General features: G+C 72.8%; 16 protein-coding genes. 8 read left to right on the top strand and 8 right to left on the bottom strand.

What is annotated here, in order from left to right:
- The first annotated feature begins 1 nt into the window (after position 1).
- The 3 genes from ACFE60_RS04370 (at position 2) to ACFE60_RS04360 (ending at position 3,441) form a co-directional block, all read left to right on the top strand.
- Positions 2–1,048, top strand: a complete 1,047-nt coding sequence (locus tag ACFE60_RS04370) for a threonine aldolase family protein (RefSeq protein ID WP_375387615.1) — start codon at positions 2–4, stop codon at positions 1,046–1,048.
- Positions 1,049–1,175: 127 nt separating this feature from the next.
- Positions 1,176–1,958: a metal-dependent hydrolase gene (locus ACFE60_RS04365; protein WP_375387630.1), complete on the top strand. Its 783-nt coding sequence runs from the start codon at positions 1,176–1,178 to the stop codon at positions 1,956–1,958.
- 112 nt (positions 1,959–2,070) lie between these two features.
- Positions 2,071–3,441, top strand: a complete 1,371-nt coding sequence (locus ACFE60_RS04360; RefSeq protein WP_375387614.1) for a flavin monoamine oxidase family protein — start codon at positions 2,071–2,073, stop codon at positions 3,439–3,441.
- 68 nt (positions 3,442–3,509) lie between these two features.
- On the opposite strand, the gene ACFE60_RS04355 is transcribed toward ACFE60_RS04360, so the two are convergent.
- Positions 3,510–3,989 carry a GNAT family N-acetyltransferase gene (locus ACFE60_RS04355; protein ID WP_375387613.1) on the bottom strand — a complete coding sequence of 160 codons (480 nt, stop codon included), beginning with the start codon at positions 3,987–3,989 and terminating at the stop codon, positions 3,510–3,512.
- Between the two features lie 41 nt (positions 3,990–4,030).
- Between ACFE60_RS04355 and folP the strand changes: the two genes are divergently transcribed.
- From folP to ACFE60_RS04340, 3 genes are all read left to right on the top strand, one after another.
- Positions 4,031–4,822 (top strand): dihydropteroate synthase, encoded by a 792-nt coding sequence (gene folP, locus ACFE60_RS04350; RefSeq protein ID WP_375387612.1) that lies wholly within the window; start codon positions 4,031–4,033, stop codon positions 4,820–4,822.
- Positions 4,819–5,664: a 2-amino-4-hydroxy-6-hydroxymethyldihydropteridine diphosphokinase gene (gene folK / locus ACFE60_RS04345; RefSeq protein ID WP_375387611.1), complete on the top strand. Its 846-nt coding sequence runs from the start codon at positions 4,819–4,821 to the stop codon at positions 5,662–5,664. Before folP ends, folK begins: the two co-directional genes overlap by 4 nt.
- Before the next feature lie 87 nt (positions 5,665–5,751).
- Positions 5,752–6,348, top strand: a complete 597-nt coding sequence (locus ACFE60_RS04340; RefSeq protein WP_375387610.1) for a nitroreductase family protein — start codon at positions 5,752–5,754, stop codon at positions 6,346–6,348.
- Positions 6,349–6,354: 6 nt separating this feature from the next.
- Here ACFE60_RS04340 and ACFE60_RS04335 read toward each other — a convergent pair whose 3' ends face one another.
- The 7 genes from ACFE60_RS04335 to ACFE60_RS04305 all read right to left on the bottom strand — a co-directional run bounded on the left by ACFE60_RS04335 (position 6,355) and on the right by ACFE60_RS04305 (position 14,493).
- Positions 6,355–7,158, bottom strand: coding sequence for an alkaline phosphatase family protein (locus ACFE60_RS04335; protein WP_375387609.1), 804 nt, complete (start codon positions 7,156–7,158; stop codon positions 6,355–6,357).
- Between the two features lie 47 nt (positions 7,159–7,205).
- Positions 7,206–9,374: an ATP-dependent Clp protease ATP-binding subunit gene (locus ACFE60_RS04330; RefSeq protein WP_375387608.1), complete on the bottom strand. Its 2,169-nt coding sequence runs from the start codon at positions 9,372–9,374 to the stop codon at positions 7,206–7,208.
- Positions 9,375–9,447: 73 nt separating this feature from the next.
- Positions 9,448–9,885, bottom strand: a complete 438-nt coding sequence (locus tag ACFE60_RS04325) for a heat shock protein transcriptional repressor HspR (protein WP_375387629.1) — start codon at positions 9,883–9,885, stop codon at positions 9,448–9,450.
- An 82-nt stretch (positions 9,886–9,967) separates the two neighbouring features.
- Complete coding sequence (locus tag ACFE60_RS04320) at positions 9,968–10,972, bottom strand: DnaJ C-terminal domain-containing protein (RefSeq protein ID WP_375387607.1); 1,005 nt, start codon at positions 10,970–10,972, stop codon at positions 9,968–9,970.
- A 3-nt stretch (positions 10,973–10,975) separates the two neighbouring features.
- A complete protein-coding gene (locus ACFE60_RS04315; protein ID WP_375387606.1) occupies positions 10,976–11,581 on the bottom strand; it encodes a nucleotide exchange factor GrpE in 606 nt (201 codons plus the stop codon).
- Positions 11,578–13,431 (bottom strand): molecular chaperone DnaK, encoded by a 1,854-nt coding sequence (gene dnaK / locus ACFE60_RS04310; RefSeq protein WP_375387605.1) that lies wholly within the window; start codon positions 13,429–13,431, stop codon positions 11,578–11,580. The genes ACFE60_RS04315 and dnaK overlap by 4 nt, the downstream gene beginning before the upstream one ends.
- A 156-nt stretch (positions 13,432–13,587) precedes the next feature.
- Positions 13,588–14,493: a rhomboid family intramembrane serine protease gene (locus tag ACFE60_RS04305; RefSeq protein ID WP_375387604.1), complete on the bottom strand. Its 906-nt coding sequence runs from the start codon at positions 14,491–14,493 to the stop codon at positions 13,588–13,590.
- 274 nt (positions 14,494–14,767) lie between these two features.
- On the opposite strand from ACFE60_RS04305, the gene ACFE60_RS04300 reads away from it, so the two are divergent.
- Both ACFE60_RS04300 and ACFE60_RS04295 read left to right on the top strand, forming a co-directional pair.
- Positions 14,768–15,718: a hypothetical protein gene (locus ACFE60_RS04300; protein WP_375387603.1), complete on the top strand. Its 951-nt coding sequence runs from the start codon at positions 14,768–14,770 to the stop codon at positions 15,716–15,718.
- A gap of 126 nt (positions 15,719–15,844) precedes the next feature.
- Positions 15,845–16,916, top strand: a 1,072-nt coding sequence (locus ACFE60_RS04295; RefSeq protein ID WP_375387602.1) for an MFS transporter, incomplete at its 3' end; no start/stop codon positions are given.

The raw sequence follows: 16,916 nt of genomic DNA, 5'->3' as shown, positions 1-16,916 counted from the left end.
CGTGAGACTGCACGATCCCGACCGCCGCACGTTCGCCTCCGACAACTACGCGGGGGTGCTGCCCGAGGTGCTGACCGCGATCGCGGATGCGAACGGCGGGCACCAGATCGCCTACGGCGAGGATGAGTACACCGCCCGGCTCGGGGAGGTGGTCCGTGACGAGTTCGGCGAGCGGGCCGAGGTGTTCCCCGTCTTCAACGGCACCGGCGCGAACGTCACCGCCCTCACGGCGCTGCTGCCCAGGTGGGGCGCGGTCGTCGCGACCGGCACCGCGCACATCCACGCCGACGAGGGCGGCGCCCCCGAGCGCGTGAGCGGGCTGAAGCTGCTGGTGGTGCCGGCCGAGCACGGCAAGCTGACCCCCGCGGCCGCCGAGACGGAGGCGTGGGGCTGGGGCGACGAGCACCGCGCGCAGCCGCTCGCCCTGTCGATCACGCAGTCGACGGAGCTCGGCACCGTCTACTCCCCCGACGAGGTGCGCGCGCTGACGGACTTCGCCCACGAGCGCGGCATGGCGGTGCACATGGACGGTGCCCGGCTTTGGAACGCGGCCGCCGCGCTGGATCTGCCGTTCTCCGCCTTCACCAGCGACGTCGGGGTCGACGTGCTGAGCCTCGGCGGGACAAAGAACGGGCTGCTCGGCGCGGAGGCGATCGTCGTGCTCGACCCCGACCGCGTCGACGGCCTGATCTACCTCCGGAAGCTGAACATGCAGCTCTCGAGCAAGATGCGCTTCGCGAGCGCGCAGCTGCTGACCCTGTTCGAGGGCGGGCTCGGCGTCCGCACGGCGGCGCACGCGAACGCGATGGCGGCCCGCCTCCGCGCCGGGCTGGAGGGGATCGACGGAGTCGGCTTCAGCCACCCGACACAGGCGAACGCGGTGTTCGCGGAGCTCGATCTCGACGCCGCCGACCGGGTCCGCGAGCGCTACCGCTTCTACGACTGGGACCGCGCGAAGCGGCAGGTCCGCTGGATGTGCGCCTTCGACACGACGGAGGCGGACGTCGACGCGTTCATCGACACGGTGCGCGCGGCCCTTCGTCGGTGAGGCCGGTCTCGGCGACACGCCGTCTCCGGTCGCACCGAGCACCGCAGGTCGCGAAACGGGCCTGAACGAGGGAACGCCCGCGCGCCGGAGGGTCGCGGGGCGCCGGGATGGCGATCATGACCCCGTGATGGGTGTCAACCACGCCACGAGCGGCGCCGCCGTCTGGTTCGCGGCGACCGCCGCGCTGCCGTCGTTCGGCACGGACGCCTACCCGCTCTCCGCCGCGGGCGTGCTGTCCGGCGCCGTCGTCTGCGCCGGCGCGGCGCTGCTGCCGGACGCCGACCACCACAGCGGCACGATCTCGCACTCGGTCCCGGTGGTCGGCAAGCTCGTCGCCCGCACCATCGAGGACGCCAGCGGCGGCCATCGCCACGGCTTCCACACGATCCTCGCGGGCGCGCTGGTGACGCTGCTCGCCGTGCTCGTCGGCCGGTTCGTCGTCCCGGTGCCCGGCCTGGGGTCCACCCCGCTCGGACCCGCGATCGCGACCGTCGGGCTCATCGCGTTCGCGGTGAAGGCCCGGGAGCTCGTGCGCACCTGGACCGCCGCGTGGGGCATCGGCATCGCCGCCGCGGCCGCGGTCGTGCTGTTCGCGCCGGACAACGCCACCTGGTTCCCGATCGCCGTCGGCCTCGGCTTCCTGACCCACATCGCCGGCGACCTGCTGACCATCGAGGGCGTGCCGTCGCCGACCTGGCCGGTGCAGATCACGCCTCCGAAGGTCTGGGCGCGCACGCCGGGCCTCAACGCGATCTGGAAGCGCAACGGCTACATCTCGGTCCCGGTGCTGGGGCACGCGGGAAGCTGGCGGGAGACGATCCTCGGCTCCCTGCTGGGTCTCTACTGCGTCTACGCGGTCATCGTGGTGGTCGCGAGAGCCGCGGGGATGCCGCTCACGATGCTCGGCTGAGCCTTCGGATCCAGTCGCCGTACCGCGAACGGGGTGCGGATTCCGCGTAGTGGGGGTCGATCCCCAGCGCGATCGGACACTCGGCGGCGGAACCGCTCCGTATGCTGAAAGCATGATCGGGATCGAGCGGGACGTGATCGTGGTCGGTGCGGGAGCCTGCGGCCTGACCGCGGCGAAGCGGCTGCGGGAGGCGGGCGCCTCCGTCGTCGTGCTCGAGGCGCGCGACCGCGTCGGCGGCCGGCTGTGGACGGACGAGTCGTCCGGAGCGCTGCTCGAGATCGGCGGGCAGTGGGTGTCCCCCGACCAGACCGCGCTGCGCGCCGCGCTCGACGAGCTGGGGCTCGAGACCTTCGCCCGGTACCGCGACGGCGCGAGCGTCTACGTCGGCCCGGACGGCGACGCGGTGCGGTTCACCGGCGAGATCTTCCCCACCTCCGCGGCGACCCAGGCCGAGATCGAGCGCATGATCGGCGTCCTCGACGCGCTCGTCGCCGAGATCGACCCCGACGAGCCGTGGGCGCACCCCCGGGCGCGGGAGCTGGACGGCGTGACCTGGCGCGCGTTCCTCGAGGGCCTCTCCGACGACGACGAGGCCCGGGCGAACGTCGCGATGTTCACCGCCGAGGCGATGCTGACGAAGCCGGCGCACGCGTTCTCGGCCCTGCAGTCCCTGCTGATGGCGGCGTCCGCCGGCAGCTTCTCGCACCTGGTCGACGCGGACTTCATCCTCGACCGCCGCGTGGTCGGGGGCCTGCAGCAGGTACCGCTGCGGCTCGCGGAGGGGCTCGGCGAGGACCTGCTGCTGTCCCGGCCGGTGCGGGAGATCGCCTGGTCGGACGACGGCGTGACCGTCCGCGCGGACGGCGACGTCGTGGTGCGGGCGCGTCGCGTGATCATGGCGGTGCCGCCGAACCTGTACGACCGCGTCGACTTCGTGCCCACCCTCCCTCTCCGGCGCCACGTCATGCACCAGCACCTGTCGCTCGGTCTGGTGATCAAGATCCACGCCGTCTACGACACCCCGTTCTGGCGGGAGGCGGGCCTGTCGGGCACCGCGTTCAGCCCCTACCAGCCGGTCCACGAGTCGTACGACAACTCGAACCACGGCGACCCACGCGGCGTGCTCGTCGCGTTCGCGTCCGACGCCCGCGCCGACCGGCTGCTGGCCCTGCCGCCCGACGAGCGGCGGGAGGCGATCCTCGAGAACCTCGCCCGGTACTACGGCGAGCAGGCCAAGCACCCCGCGATCTACGTCGAGAGCGACTGGGGCAGCGAGGAGTGGACGCGCGGCGCGTACGCGGCCAGCTTCGACATGGGCGGCCTCGAGCGCTTCGGCGCCGACCTGCGGACGCCGACCGGCCCGATCCACTGGGCGTCGAGCGACCTCGCCGGCGCCGGCTACCAGCACGTCGACGGCGCCATCCGGATGGGCGACCACGTCGCCGCCGCGGTCCTGGAGGCGCTGGCCCCGATGCCCGTGTGACCTGCCACCTCGCTCACGCTTCGTGCCGCAGGATCGCGATCCGGCGGCACGAAGCGTGAGTGAAGCGGCTAGAGGGAGCGGTGCATGACGTGCAGGCCGACAAGACCGTGCGCACGGCTGTCGAACGCCTCCGGCACGGTGCCGACGACCTCGAACCCGAGGGAGCGCCACAGCCGCACCGCGCCGGTGTTGGTCTCGACGACCGCGTTGAACTGCACGGCGCGGTAGCCGGCGTCCTGCGCCCAGGCCAGCATGTGCTCCCCGAGCGCCCGGCCGACCCCGGCACCGCGGGCGGCACCGTCGACCATGAAGCTCGCGGTGGCGACGTGCGAGCCGCGGCCGGGCCGGTTCGGGCCCATCGTCGCCGACCCGAGCACGCGCCCGTCCTCCTCCGCGACGACCACGCGGTGCTGCACCATCCAGAGCGCCTCCGCCTGCTCGGAGGTCAGGCCCTCGGGGTACGCGTAGGTCTCCCCCGCGGCGACGATCTCCGCGAAGAACGGGTGGATCGACGCCCAGTCGTCGGCGGTGGCCGGTCGGATCAGCATCCGGTCACGGTATCCGGCACGTCGCTACGCTGATCCCGCTCATGCCGCCCTCCACCCCCGTCGTGCTCGGGATCCTCAACGTGACGCCCGACTCGTTCAGCGACGGCGGGCGGTACCTCGACCCGGAGGCGGCGGTCGCGCACGGCCTCGCCCTCACGCGGCGCGGCGCCGACGTGGTGGACGTCGGGGGCGAGTCCACCCGTCCCGGCGCGGTCGCGGTGGATCCGGCGGAGGAGGCGCGGCGCGTGGTGCCCGTGATCCGCGCCCTGGTCGCCGAGGGCGTGCGGGTGAGCGTGGACACGCGCCGCGCCGCCGTCGCCGAGGAGGCGCTCGCGGCCGGCGCGACGATGGTGAACGACGTCGACGGCGGCGCCGACCCCCGCATGCTCGAGGTGGCCGCGGACGCTGACGTCGATCTGGTCCTGATGCACTCCCGCGGGCCGGCGGCCCGCGACGGCGGCTACGGCGACGTGGTCGCCGACGTGGCGGACGACCTCCGGCGGCGCGCGGACGCGGCGCTCGCCGCAGGTGTGCCGGCGGCGCGCCTGGTCCTCGATCCGGGCATCGGCTTCAGCAAGACCGCGCAGCAGAGCTGGCGCCTGCTCGCGCACCTCGACGCCCTTGGCGGCGACGGCTTCCGGCTGCTCGTCGGCGTCTCGAGGAAGCGGTTCCTCGCCGACGTCGCGCCGGGTGGCCCGGAGCAGCGCGACGGCGTCACCGCCGTGCTGTCCGCGCTGCTCGCCGAACGCGGCGTCTGGGGGCTGCGCGTGCACGACGTCGTCGGCACCCGCGCCGCGCTGGAGGCGCTCGAACGCATGCGCGGAACGGCATGAGCGCGACCGATCGCATCCTGCTGTCCGGCGTGCGGGCGAGGGGACGCCACGGCGTGCTCGCGGAGGAGCGGCTCGCCGGCCAGGACTTCGTGGTGGACCTCGAGCTGGGACTCGATCTCGCGGTCGCCGCGGCGACCGACCGCGTGGTCGCGACCGTGCACTACGGGGAGCTGGCGCAGCGCGTCGCGGACGTCGTCGCCGGCGAGCCGGTCGACCTCATCGAGACCCTCGCGCAGCGCATCGCGGACGTCGTGCTGGCCGACGAGCTCGTCGACCGCGTGGTCGTGACGGTCCACAAGCCGGCCGCGCCGATCCCGGTGCCGTTCGGCGACGTCGCGGTGCGCATCGAGCGGTCCCGGCCGGCCGCGACCGAGCACGTCGTGATCGCGCTCGGCTCCAACCTCGGCGATCGGGAGGCGACGCTCGAGGAGGCCGTGTCGGTGCTGCACGCCCTTCCCGGCCTGCAGGTGGAGGGCGCGTCCGCCTCCATCGAGACCGTCGCGGTCACCGAGCGGGGTCCCGACCCGTCGCGGCCGCACTACCGCAACCGGGTCGTCGTCGGGCGCACGTCGTTGCAGCCGCGGGAGCTGCTGTCCGCGCTGCTGCGCATCGAGCGCGCCTTCGGCCGGGTGCGCACCGCGCGCTGGGGCGACCGGCCGCTGGACCTCGACCTGATCGCGCAGGGCGACCGGGCCGTCGACGAGCCGGGGCTCGTCCTGCCGCATCCGCGGGCCCGCGACCGCGCGTTCGTGCTGCTGCCGTGGCTCGAGGTCGAGCCGGACGCGGTGCTGCCGGGCCTCGGCCGCGTCCGGCACCTCGCCGCCGCGCTCGACACCGACTGAGGCGCCGGGAAGAGCGGCGCCGCCCGGGACGTTGATCCGGACGGCCCGATGGCGTGCTGCGAACCGTCCCACTGCCCAGGAGGCCGTATGCCCGCCCTCACCACCGACCGTCGCGCCGTCACCGAGGCGCCGATCGAGGAGATCCTCTCGATGCGCTGGTCGCCGCGCTCGTTCGACCCGGCGGCCGAGGTCACCGATGAGCAGGTGAGCTCGATGCTCGAGGCGGCCCGCTGGGCCGCCTCCGCCTCCAACGTGCAGCCGCGCCGCTTCGTCGCGGGCCGGCGCGGCACCCCGACCTTCGAGCGCATCGAGCGGCACCTGATGGGCTTCAACCGGGTCTGGGCTCCGAACGCCTCGCTGCTCGTGCTGGCGATCGCGGTCACCGGGCCGGAGGACGGCGGGCCCGCCGGCGCGTACCGCTGGGCCGAGTACGACACGGGGCAGTCGATGGCGAACCTCGCGAGCCAGGCGCACGCCCTCGGCCTGCACGCCCACCCGATGGGCGGCATCGAGGTCGACGACCTGCGGCGCGAGTTCGACCTGCCGTCGCACCACGTGCCGATCACCGTCACGGCCGTCGGCACCGTCGCTTCCGCCGACCTGCTGCCGGAGCGGTACCGCGAGCGCGAGACCGCGCAGCGCACCCGCCTGCCGCTGTCGGACCTGGTGCTGGCCAGGGACTGACCGGGCTCAGCCCAGCGCGGCGAGCAGCCGCGGCGTCAGCTCCGTCGGCGCGATCGACGGCGGCCACGCGTCCAGCGCGGCGTTCCACGCGGCACGAGCGACGAAGGACGCGACCACCTCCGGCTCCCCGCCCCCGTGACCGCCGCCGTCGACGTGTCCGTGGTCCGTCGTCACCGCCACGAGCCACCGCTCCCCCGTCTGCGCCCGGTGCTCGACGACAGCGAGCAGGCGGCCGAGGTGCTCGTCAGCCCGGCCGATCGCGGCGACGTACTGGCGGCTGACGGCGCCGTAGACGTGCCCCGCCTCGTCGACGCCGGAGCAGTAGACGAACGAGACGTCCGGGCCTGCCGACATCAGGCCGGCGACGGCGAAGTCGGCGATCTCCGCGTCCGTCGTCCGGTAGCCGTAGGTCTCGCCGTCGCGGACGACGACCCGGTGCTGCTGCGCCCGCCGCTGCTCGTCGCGGGTGTGGACGATCGGACCGACGCCCGCCGGGTCGACGAGCGGCGGCCACGCGGCCGCAGCGAACGTCGTCCTGGTCGGGTCCGCGAAGAACGCCCGGCTCAGCAGGTCGGGATGCGCGGCGAGCCGGCTGCCGACGAAGCCGTTGTCGACCACGCCGTGCTCGGCCACCGACGCCCCCGTGAGCAGCGTCGCCCACGACGGTCCCGAGATCGTCGGCTCCGGGATCGTCATCCGCGTCGTGGTGCCGCGGCGCATCAGCCCGTGGAGGTGCGGGGCGCGGTCGGGCGTCGCCAGGTCGAGGCGCAGCCCGTCGATACCCACGAGCAGGAGGTGCAGCCGGTCCATCCCCCCTCCCTACCGGGCGGAGGTGGACGGGAGGCGACCGCCGCGGGTCAGGCGACCGGGACCTCGAAGCGGCCGACCGTCAGCTCGTCGCGGGACGGGTCGACGTCCACGCGGACGGTGTCGCCGTCGCGCACCTCGCCGCCCAGCAGCCCGCGGGCGAGGCGGTCGTCGATCTCCCGCTGCATCAGCCTGCGCAGCGGGCGGGCGCCGTACATCGGGTCGTAGCCGCGCTCCGCGAGCCAGGACCGCGCCGCCGGCGTCACCGCCAGCTGCAGCCGCCGGTCGCTCAGCCGCCGGCCGAGCCGGTCGATGTACAGCTCCACGATCTGGGCCAGGTCGTCCTCGGTCAGCGACTGGAACACGACGATGTCGTCGAGCCGGTTCACGAACTCCGGCTTGAACGCCTGCCGGACCATCGCCTGCACCGCCTCCTCCTTCTGCTGCGCGGAGAGGGAGGGGTCGGTCAGGTACTGGCTGCCCAGGTTCGACGTGAGGACGAGGATCGTGTTGCGGAAGTCGACCGTGCGGCCCTGCCCGTCGGTGAGGCGCCCGTCGTCGAGCACCTGCAGCAGGACGTCGAAGACCTCCGGATGCGCCTTCTCGACCTCGTCGAGCAGGATCACCGAGTACGGCCGGCGGCGAACCGCCTCCGTCAGCTGGCCGCCCTGCTCGTAGCCGACGTAGCCGGGAGGGGCGCCGACCAGCCGCGAGACGGAGAACTTCTCCCCGTACTCGCTCATGTCGATGCGGACCATGGCGCGCTCGTCGTCGAACAGGAACTCGGCGAGCGCGCGGGCGAGCTCGGTCTTGCCGACACCGGTCGGCCCGAGGAACAGGAACGACCCGGTCGGCCGGCTGCCGTCGGCGATTCCGGCGCGCGTGCGGCGCACCGCGTCGGACACCGCGGCGACCGCGGCCTTCTGGCCGATCAGGCGCCTGCCGAGCTCGCTCTCGAGCCGCAGCAGCTTCTGGGTCTCGCCCTGCAGCAGGCGGCCCATCGGGATCCCGGTCCACTGCGCGACGACCGCCGCGATGTCCTCGTCGGTCACCTGGTCGTTCACCATGCGGGGCTCGCCGCCGTGCTCCTCCGCCTGCTCCGCCACCGCGAGCTCCCGCTCGATCACCGGGATCTCGCCGTAGAGCAGGCGCGACGCCTCCTCCAGGTTGCCCTCGCGCTGCGCGCGCTCGGCCCGCATCCGGAGGGCGTCGACCTTCTCCTTCAGGTTGCCGACGCGGTTGAGGTCGGCGCGCTCGCGCTCCCACCGCTGCTGCAGGTCCGTGAGCGTCGACTCGCGGCGGGCGAGGTCGGCGCGCAGCTTCTCGAGCCGGTCGCGGGAGGCGTCGTCCTTCTCCCGCTTGAGGGCGAGCTCCTCCAGCTTCAGCCGGTCGACGGACCGCCGCAGCTCGTCGATCTCGACCGGCGCCGAGTCGATCTCCATCCGCAGCCGGCTCGCGGCCTCGTCGATGAGGTCGATCGCCTTGTCCGGCAGCTGCCGGGAGGTGATGTAGCGGTTCGACAGCGCGGCGGCGGCGACGAGCGCCGAATCCGCGATCGCGACCTTGTGGTGCGCCTCGTAGCGCTCCTTCAAGCCGCGGAGGATCGCGACGGTGTCGTCGACGCTCGGCTCGCCGACGAAGACCTGCTGGAAGCGGCGCTCGAGCGCCGCGTCCTTCTCGATGTACTCGCGGTACTCGTTGAGGGTCGTCGCGCCGATCATCCGCAGCTCGCCGCGGGCGAGCATCGGCTTCAGCATGTTCGCGGCGGCGACGCTGCCCTCACCGCCGCCGGCACCCATCAGGGTGTGCAGCTCGTCGATGAAGGTGATGATCCGGCCGTCGGAGTCGTCGATCTCCTTGAGCACGGCCTTCAGCCGCTCCTCGAACTCGCCGCGGTACTTGGCCCCGGCGACGAGGGCCGCCAGGTCGAGGGAGACGAGCCGCTTGTTCTTCAGCGAGTCGGCGACGTCGCCGGCGACGATCCGCTGCGCGAGGCCCTCGACGACCGCGGTCTTGCCGACGCCGGGCTCGCCGATGAGCACCGGGTTGTTCTTGGTGCGCCGGGTGAGCACCTGGCTGACCCGACGGATCTCGGTGTCCCGCCCGATGACCGGGTCGAGCCGGCCGGCGCGGGCGATGGCCGTGAGATCGATGCCGTACTGCTCGAGCGCGCTCCTGCCGTTCTCCTGCGGAGCAGCCGCACCACGCATGTTGGCCATGGTTCCTGCTTTCTGGAGGCTGTATCGCCTGACCTGGTGGACGGAGGCGTCCACGGACTCGAGCGCAGGGCGCTCAGGGGTATTCCACGTCGTCGGGATCGATGGCCCGCGGGCGCCACACCATCAGCTCGGTGCGGCGGGCGGCGCGGGTGCCGTGCCGCAAGGGCACCACGTCGCCCTGGGCGGACGACGCGAAGACCCGGGCACCCGGGCGGGACAGCAGCTCGTTCGCGAGCGCCGCCTCCAGCTGCCGCACGTGGTCGCGCAGCGCGACGACCTCGTTCTCCAGCTCGAGCACCCGGCGGATGCCCTCGAGCGAGACGCCCTCGCCGGACAGGCGCTGCACCTCCCGCAGCTGCGCGACCTCGCGCAGCGAGTACCGCCGGGACCTCCCGGAGGTGCGCCGCGGCACGACGAGGCCGAGCCGGTCGTACTGGCGCAGGGTCTGCGGGTGCATGCCCGCGAGGTCCGCAGCGGCGGCGATGGGGAAGATCGGGTCGTCCGCGTCCATCACGCCCGCCCTCGTCCTACGTTTCGAAGGCGTTCTGGCGAAGCGGAGCGAGCCAGAACGCCTTCGAAACGAGGACCGGTCGTCATGCGCGGGCCTTGGCCAGCAGGTCGTCGCGCGGGTTCTCGTCGGGCGACGCCGCGATGAGGGCCTCGAGGGCCTCCTTCTGCGCCGCCGACAGGTGGCTCGGCACGGCGACCTCGACCCGGGCGAGCAGGTCTCCCGTACCCTTCGGCGTCGCGACCCCCCGCCCCTTGAGGCGCAGCACGCGGCCGCCGGAGGTGCCTGCTGGCACCTTCATCCGCACGGTCTCGCCGCCCAGCGTCGGGACCTCGATGGTCGCGCCGAGCGCCGCCTCCGCGAAGGTGACCGGAACGTTCACGCGAAGGTTGAGGCCGTCCCGCTCGAAGACCGGGTGCTTGTCGACGTGGACCGTGAGGACCAGGTCGCCGGCACCGCCGCCGTCCGGGCTCGGCTCGCCCTTGCCGCGCAGCTTCAGCTTCTGCCCGTCGGTGACCCCCGCCGGGATCCGCACGGTGATCGGCTTGCCCTCCCCGCCGGAGAGGGTGACCGTGTCGCCCTTCGTCGCGGTGAGGAAGTCGATGCTCGTGGTCGCGGTGACGTCCCGGCCGGTGGTCGGTCCGCCGTAGCCCCGGAACCCGCCGGAGGGCTGGCCGAAGCCGCCTCCCCCGCCGGCTGCGCCCCCACTGAAGAGCCCCCCGAGGATGTCCTCGAAGCCGCCGCCGCCCCGCGTGCTGGTGCGCGTCCTGGCGCCCTGGCCGAACAGGTTGCCGAACACGTCCTCGAAGCCGCCGTTCGAGCCGCCCGCCCCGCCCGCCGTGAAGCGGGCGCCGCCGCCCATCGCGCGGATCTGGTCGTACTCGGTGCGCTGCTCGGCGTCGGAGAGCACCGAGTACGCCTCGGAGATCTCCTTGAACCGCGACTCCGCGGCGGTGTCGCCGGGGTTCGAGTCGGGGTGGAACTGCCGCGCGAGCCGCCGGTAGGCCTTCTTCAGATCGGCCTGCGAGACGGACCTGTCCACGCCGAGGACCTGGTAGAAGTCCTTCTCGAACCAGTCCTGGCTCGCCACGGATCAGCTCCCTGCTGGGGTGTCGACGACGACCTTCGCGGCGCGCAGGACGGAGTCGCCGATGCGGTAGCCGCGCTCGACCACGTCGGACACGGTCGGCTTCTGCACGTCCGGGCTCTCCCGCTGGAAGATCGCGTCGTGCTGGTGCGGGTCGAACAGCTCGCCCTTCTCGCCGAACGGCTCGAGGCCCAGCTTCACCACCGCGCCGCGCAGCTTCTGCGCGATCGCCGTCAGCGGGCCGCCCTCCGCGAGGTCGCCGTGCGCCTCCGCGCGGTCCAGGTCGTCGAGCACGGGCAGGATCGCCCGCGCCGCGTCGCCGGTCGCACGGTCCTTGATGGCCTCCCGCTCCCGCTCGGTGCGGCGGCGGTAGTTCGCGTACTCGGCGGAGACGCGGCGCAGGTCCGCGAGGTGCTCGGGCTCCGCGGTCGACGGGGTGCCGTCGGGACCCACGCCCTCCGGCAGCTCGGCCTCGCCGTTCAGGAAGGCCTGGTCGGCGTCGTTCAGCGACGTCTCGACGTCGGGCCCCTCGGCCTGGACGAACTCGCCGTCGTCCCCCCGGGGGGCGCCCTCGTCGGGCGCCCCCTCCTGCGGGTTCTTGTCGGCCGTCATCGCTTCGGCTCGTCGTCGTCCACGACCTCGGCGTCCACCACGTCCTCGTCGGAGGAGGAGGCGGTCGGGCCGTCGGGGGCCGGCGCGGCCTCCTCGGCCTGCGAGCTGGCGTAGATCGCCTGACCCAGCTTGGTCTGGCTCTCGTTCAGCCGGTCGAACGCGGCCTTCACCGCGTCGTCGTCGTCCCCGGCGAGCGCCGTCTTCAGCGAGTCGACGTCGCCCTGCACCTCGTCCTTGACGTCGGCGGGCAGCTTGTCGTCGTTCTCCTTGATCAGCTTCTCGATGGAGTAGACGAGCTGCTCGCCGGAGTTGCGGACCTCGGCGGCCTCGCGCCGCTTCTTGTCCTCCGCGGCGTGCTCCTCCGCCTCCCGCACCATGCGCTCGATGTCGTCCTTCGGCAGGCTCGAGCCGCCGGTGATCGTCATCGACTGCTCCTTGCCCGTGCCCTTGTCCTTGGCGGACACGTGCACGATGCCGTTCGCGTCGATGTCGAAGGTGACCTCGACCTGCGGCATGCCGCGCGGGGCCGGCGCGATGCCGGTCAGCTCGAAGGTGCCCAGGTTCTTGTTGTCGCGGGTGAACTCGCGCTCGCCCTGGAACACCTGGATCGCGACGGACGGCTGGTTGTCGTCCGCGGTGGTGAACGTCTCGCTGCGCTTCGTCGGGATGGCCGTGTTGCGCTCGATGAGCTTGGTCATGATCCCGCCCTTGGTCTCGATGCCGAGGGACAGCGGGGTGACGTCGATGAGCAGGACGTCCTTGCGCTCGCCCTTCAGGACACCGGCCTGCAGGGCGGCGCCGACGGCGACGACCTCGTCCGGGTTGACGCCCTTGTTCGGCTCCTTGCCGCCGGTCAGCTTCTTCACCAGCTCGGAGACGGCGGGCATGCGGGTCGAGCCGCCGACCAGCACGACGTGCGCGATGTCGGCGACCTTGACGCCCGCCTCCTTGATCACGTCCTCGAACGGCTTGCGGGTCCGGTCGAGCAGGTCGCTCGTCATGTTCTCGAACTGGGCGCGGGTGATCGACTCGTCGAGGTTCGCCGGGCCGTTCTCCGTCAGCGACAGGTACGGGAGCGTGATCGTGGTCGAGGTGGAGCTGGAGAGCTCCTTCTTCGCCTGCTCCGCGGCCTCCTTGAGGCGCTGCAGCGCGATCTTGTCCTTCGAGACGTCGACGCCCGTCGACTCCTTGAAGCGCTTGATCAGCCAGTCCACGACGCGCTGGTCCCAGTCGTCGCCGCCGAGGCGGTTGTCGCCGGCGGTGGAGCGGACCTGGATGGTCGAGAAGCCCTCGTCCTTGCCCACCTCGAGGAGGGAGACGTCGAAGGTGCCGCCGCCGAGGTCGAAGACGAGGATCAGCTCGTCCTCCTTGCCGCGGTCGAGGCCGTACGCGAGTGCCGCCGCGGTCGGCTCGTTGATGATGCGCAGCACGTTGAGGCCGGCGATCTCGCCGGCGTCCTTCGTGGCCTGGCGCTCGGCGTCGTTGAAGTACGCGGGGACCGTGACGACGGCGTCCGTGACGGTGTCGCCGAGGTACTGCTCCGCGTCGCGCTTCAGCTTGCCGAGGATGCGGGCCGAGATCTCCTGCGGCGTGTACGCCTTGCCGTCGATGGAGGTGGTCCACGAGGTGCCCATGTGGCGCTTCACGGACGAGATGGTGCGGTCGACGTTCGTGACGGCCTGGCGCTTGGCGGTCTCGCCGACCAGCACGTCGCCGTCCTTCGTGAACGCGACGACGGAGGGGGTCGTGCGGAAGCCCTCCGCGTTGGCGATGACGGTGGGGTCGCCACCCTCGAGCACGGCGACCACGGAGTTCGTGGTGCCGAGGTCGATACCGACGGCACGAGCCATGGGGTGTTCTCCTTGCGGTTGAGGTTCTGGGGCACGACTTGCGTCGTGACGGCTCAACTCTAGGAACCCCGTCCCGGCTTGTCCAACCGGAGCGGTCGAAGTTGAGTCACTGATACTCAACTCTCAGCGACGGCGGGCATTCCCGCTCGCCGCGGCCTACAGGACGGCGCGCAGGGTTGCGACGAGCACCAGGCCGACGCCGACCGCGCCGATGATCAGCAGCGGCGTGCGCTGCTTCCAGCCGCGGTCCGGACCGGATCGCAGCAGGTGGAGCGCTCCGGCGCCGCCGACCATGCCCCCGATGAGCGCAGGCAGGTTCTGGCCGCCGAAGACCAGGCTGATGAGCAGGTTGATGCCGATCATGATCAGGATCTGCGTGCGCATCTGCGGCTCCTGCCACACGACGACGAGCAGCGCCGCGAAGCAGCCGAACACGATCGTCGAGAGGCCGAGCCCGGCGCCGGTGGCGATCACCATGCCGGCGTTGCCGACCACGGCGGCGGTGCCGACCACGAGCAGGAACGTGCGCGTGCCGAGCATCCGCTCCAGCTGCGGCGCGGTGAACCAGAAGAACACCGCGGACAGCGCGAAGAACAGCGCGGACTGCAGGCTGAACGAGCCCGCCGAGGTCACGACCGGCGCGGTGAGGTAGCGCCACAGCTGCAGCTCGGGCAGCGGCAGCGGCGAGAGGCCGGTGGAGGAGGAGAGCGCCGCGAGCCACTGGACGGGGACGATCGTGAACGAGCCGACGACCCAGAGCGCGATGGCGACCCCGAGGATGACCGTCGCGGCGCTCAGCTCCACGCCGCGGGGGCTGAGCAACGACTGCACCCGGGCCTGCGCGCGGGGCCGGCGACGCCGCTTCGGCTTCTCCAGGGGGGTCACGTTGCTGGCGGGCCGCCAGGCGACGCCGCCGGAGGTCTCCGCGACGCACTCCGGGCAGTGCACGCCGACGGGCGCCTGGATCTGGCACTCCGGGCAGACGGTGCGGCCGCAGCGCTGGCACAGCACCCAGCTCTGCCGTCCCGGGTGCCGGTAGCAGACGGACGGATCGGTCTCCACGGCACTTCTTCCGTCGCTCACAGCGAGCGATTCTCCCCGATCCTCGCGCGCCTGCCGCGTTCGGGGCGCCCCCAGGCCGAGTGCCTCCCGCCGTCCGCCGTGTGCGTGGCCCGCGGACAGGTGAGCGGCGCGGATGCCACGCACCTGTCCGCAACCCGCTCATGCGCCGGCTCGAGTCGGCCGCCCGCTCCTCCACACCCTCGGATCCGGGCCCGCTCGCCTGCTGGGCCGCTGCTCCCCCGGATCACGGGCGCGGCGACGGCACCCTGCGCTCATGACTCCGGACGACGCCAGGCTCCTGCTGCTCGTGGAGGACCGCACGGACGCGAGCACGAGCCGCGCGATGTCCAGGGCGGTCGCGAAGGGCACGCACCTCCGCCTCCGGCGCGGCGCGCACGCCGAGGTCGCCCTGTGGCGGCGGCTGACCAAGGAGGAGCGGCTCCTGCTCCGGATCGTGGCGCTCGTCGCGACGTCCCGCGGTCGTCCCGTGTTCTCGCACTGGTCCGCAGCGGTGCTCCACGGGCTTCCGATCGCTCGACGGGCTGCGGACCTGCTCGACCTCGCGGTCGGGGGGAGCAGGAACCGGACGGTGGTCGGCGCCCGCGTCCACCGGCTCGCCCTCGATGCGGTCGAGGTCACCGAGATCGCGGGCATCCTCTGCACCTCCGCGGTCCGGACCGCCGTCGACCTCGCTGCCGACTGCGGGTTCGAGGAGGCGGTGGTGGTCGCCGACGCAGCACTCGCCGGGCTCGGCCCCGATGCACGCAGGATGGTCGGCGACGCCGTCGACCTGTCCGACCGTCGCCGCGGTTCGGCTCGGCTCCGGGCCGTGTTCGCGTTCGCGGACGCCCGGAGTGGGTCACCGGGTGAGTCGATCAGCCGCGTCCGCATCCACCGCCTCGGATTCCTCCGTCCCGAGCTGCAGGTCGAGATCGAGACGGACGGCCTGCTCGAGTACGCCGACTTCGGCTGGGAGGAGGTCCAGGGCGCCGGGGAGTTCGACGGGGAGGTGAAGTACCGCGACGTGCGCTACCGGAAGGGCCGGACGGCGGTGGACGTCGTCATCGACGAGAAGGATCGGGAGAACCGGATCCGCCGTCGTCGGCCGCGGTTCGCGCGATGGGTCTGGGCGGACCTCATGCAGGGGCACCTCGAGACGATCCTCCGCGAGACCGGCATCCCGAAGCGTCGCGACCGGGATCGGCGGCCGGACGACCGATCGTGACGTCTGTGCGGCACGCGGACGAGTGTCCGCGTCCCGGGCCGCTCATCCGTCCGCAGGCCACACACGAGCGGCCCCGGGCGAACTGGGGACGCCGCTCGGATGCCCCGCAGCCCTACGATTCGGCCCATGACCGCGGTGGCTGCGCCTCCTCCTGCCCGGCTGCTCTCGCGCACGGTGCTCGCCTGGACCGCCTGGGACTGGGGCAGCGCCTCCTTCAACGCGGTCATCACCACCTTCGTCTTCACCGTCTACCTGACCGGCGACGCCTTCACCGGGCTGCAGGAGGGGGACCCCGGGTTCCAGGCCGCGAAGGCAGGGCTGTCGAGCGGGCTGGGCTGGGGCATCGCGGCCGCGGGCGTCGTCGTCGCCCTGCTGGCGCCGGTGCTCGGCAAGCGCGCCGACGCGACCGGCAACCGCCGCGTGCCGATGGCGATCGCGACCGCCGTCGTCGTCCTGTCGATGTTCGCCATGTTCACGATCACCCCGGTGCCCGGAGCGTTCTGGTTCGGGGTGGCGCTCGTCGGCCTCGGGACGATCGCCTACGAGATCGGCGCCGTCAACTACAACTCGATGCTGCTGTCGATCTCGACGCCGCGGTCGATCGGCCGGGTGAGCGCGTTCGGCTGGGCCTCGGGCTACGTCGGCGGCATCGTGCTGCTGGTCGTCCTCTACGCGACCCTCATCCCGGGCGGACCGGAGCTGCTCGGCATCACCCAGGACGGCGGCCTCGGCATCCGCATCTGCGCGGTCGTCTGCGCGGTGTGGTTCCTCGTCTTCGGCCTGCCGGTGATCCTGACCATCCCCGACGACCCGGGGAGGGGCGGCGCCGCGCACGGCGTCCTCGGGACCTACCGGCAGCTGTTCCGCGACATCGCCGAGCTGGGCAGGCAGGACCGGAACCTGCTGTTCTTCCTGCTGTCGAGCGCGGTGTTCCGCGACGGGCTGACCGGCGTCTTCACGTTCGGCGCGGTGATCGCGTCGACGGTGTTCGGCTTCACGTTCGGTCAGGTGCTGATCTTCGCGGTCGCCGCGAACCTCGTCGCCGGCGTCAGCACGCTGATCTCCGGTCGCTTCGACGACCGGTTCGGCCCGAAGCCCGTGATCCTCACGTCGCTGGTCGGCCTGGTCATCACCGGCACCGGCGTCTTCCTGTTCCGCGACGGCGGGACCTCCGCGTTCTGGGTCGGCGGCCTGCTGC

The organism is uncultured Amnibacterium sp. (genome assembly GCF_964245895.1).
GTDB lineage: Bacteria > Actinomycetota > Actinomycetes > Actinomycetales > Microbacteriaceae > Amnibacterium.
Note: the sequence above shows the minus strand (reverse complement) of the source record. Positions and strands in the feature narration are given on the sequence as shown.

Excerpts from the sequence above, each read along its gene's own strand:
- ACFE60_RS04355 (WP_375387613.1), bottom strand. The coding sequence starts at position 3,989 with ATGCTGATCCGACCGGCCACCGCCGACGACTGGGCGTCGATCCACCCG.
- ACFE60_RS04325 (WP_375387629.1), bottom strand. The coding sequence starts at position 9,885 with ATGGACGCGGACGACCCGATCTTCCCCATCGCCGCCGCTGCGGACCTC.
- folP (WP_375387612.1), top strand. The coding sequence starts at position 4,031 with ATGCCGCCCTCCACCCCCGTCGTGCTCGGGATCCTCAACGTGACGCCC.
- ACFE60_RS04360 (WP_375387614.1), top strand. The coding sequence starts at position 2,071 with ATGATCGGGATCGAGCGGGACGTGATCGTGGTCGGTGCGGGAGCCTGC.
- ACFE60_RS04335 (WP_375387609.1), bottom strand. The coding sequence starts at position 7,158 with ATGGACCGGCTGCACCTCCTGCTCGTGGGTATCGACGGGCTGCGCCTC.
- ACFE60_RS04300 (WP_375387603.1), top strand. The coding sequence starts at position 14,768 with ATGACTCCGGACGACGCCAGGCTCCTGCTGCTCGTGGAGGACCGCACG.
- ACFE60_RS04340 (WP_375387610.1), top strand. The coding sequence starts at position 5,752 with ATGCCCGCCCTCACCACCGACCGTCGCGCCGTCACCGAGGCGCCGATC.
- folK (WP_375387611.1), top strand. The coding sequence starts at position 4,819 with ATGAGCGCGACCGATCGCATCCTGCTGTCCGGCGTGCGGGCGAGGGGA.
- ACFE60_RS04315 (WP_375387606.1), bottom strand. The coding sequence starts at position 11,581 with ATGACGGCCGACAAGAACCCGCAGGAGGGGGCGCCCGACGAGGGCGCC.
- ACFE60_RS04365 (WP_375387630.1), top strand. The coding sequence starts at position 1,176 with ATGGGTGTCAACCACGCCACGAGCGGCGCCGCCGTCTGGTTCGCGGCG.
- ACFE60_RS04330 (WP_375387608.1), bottom strand. The coding sequence starts at position 9,374 with ATGGCCAACATGCGTGGTGCGGCTGCTCCGCAGGAGAACGGCAGGAGC.
- dnaK (WP_375387605.1), bottom strand. The coding sequence starts at position 13,431 with ATGGCTCGTGCCGTCGGTATCGACCTCGGCACCACGAACTCCGTGGTC.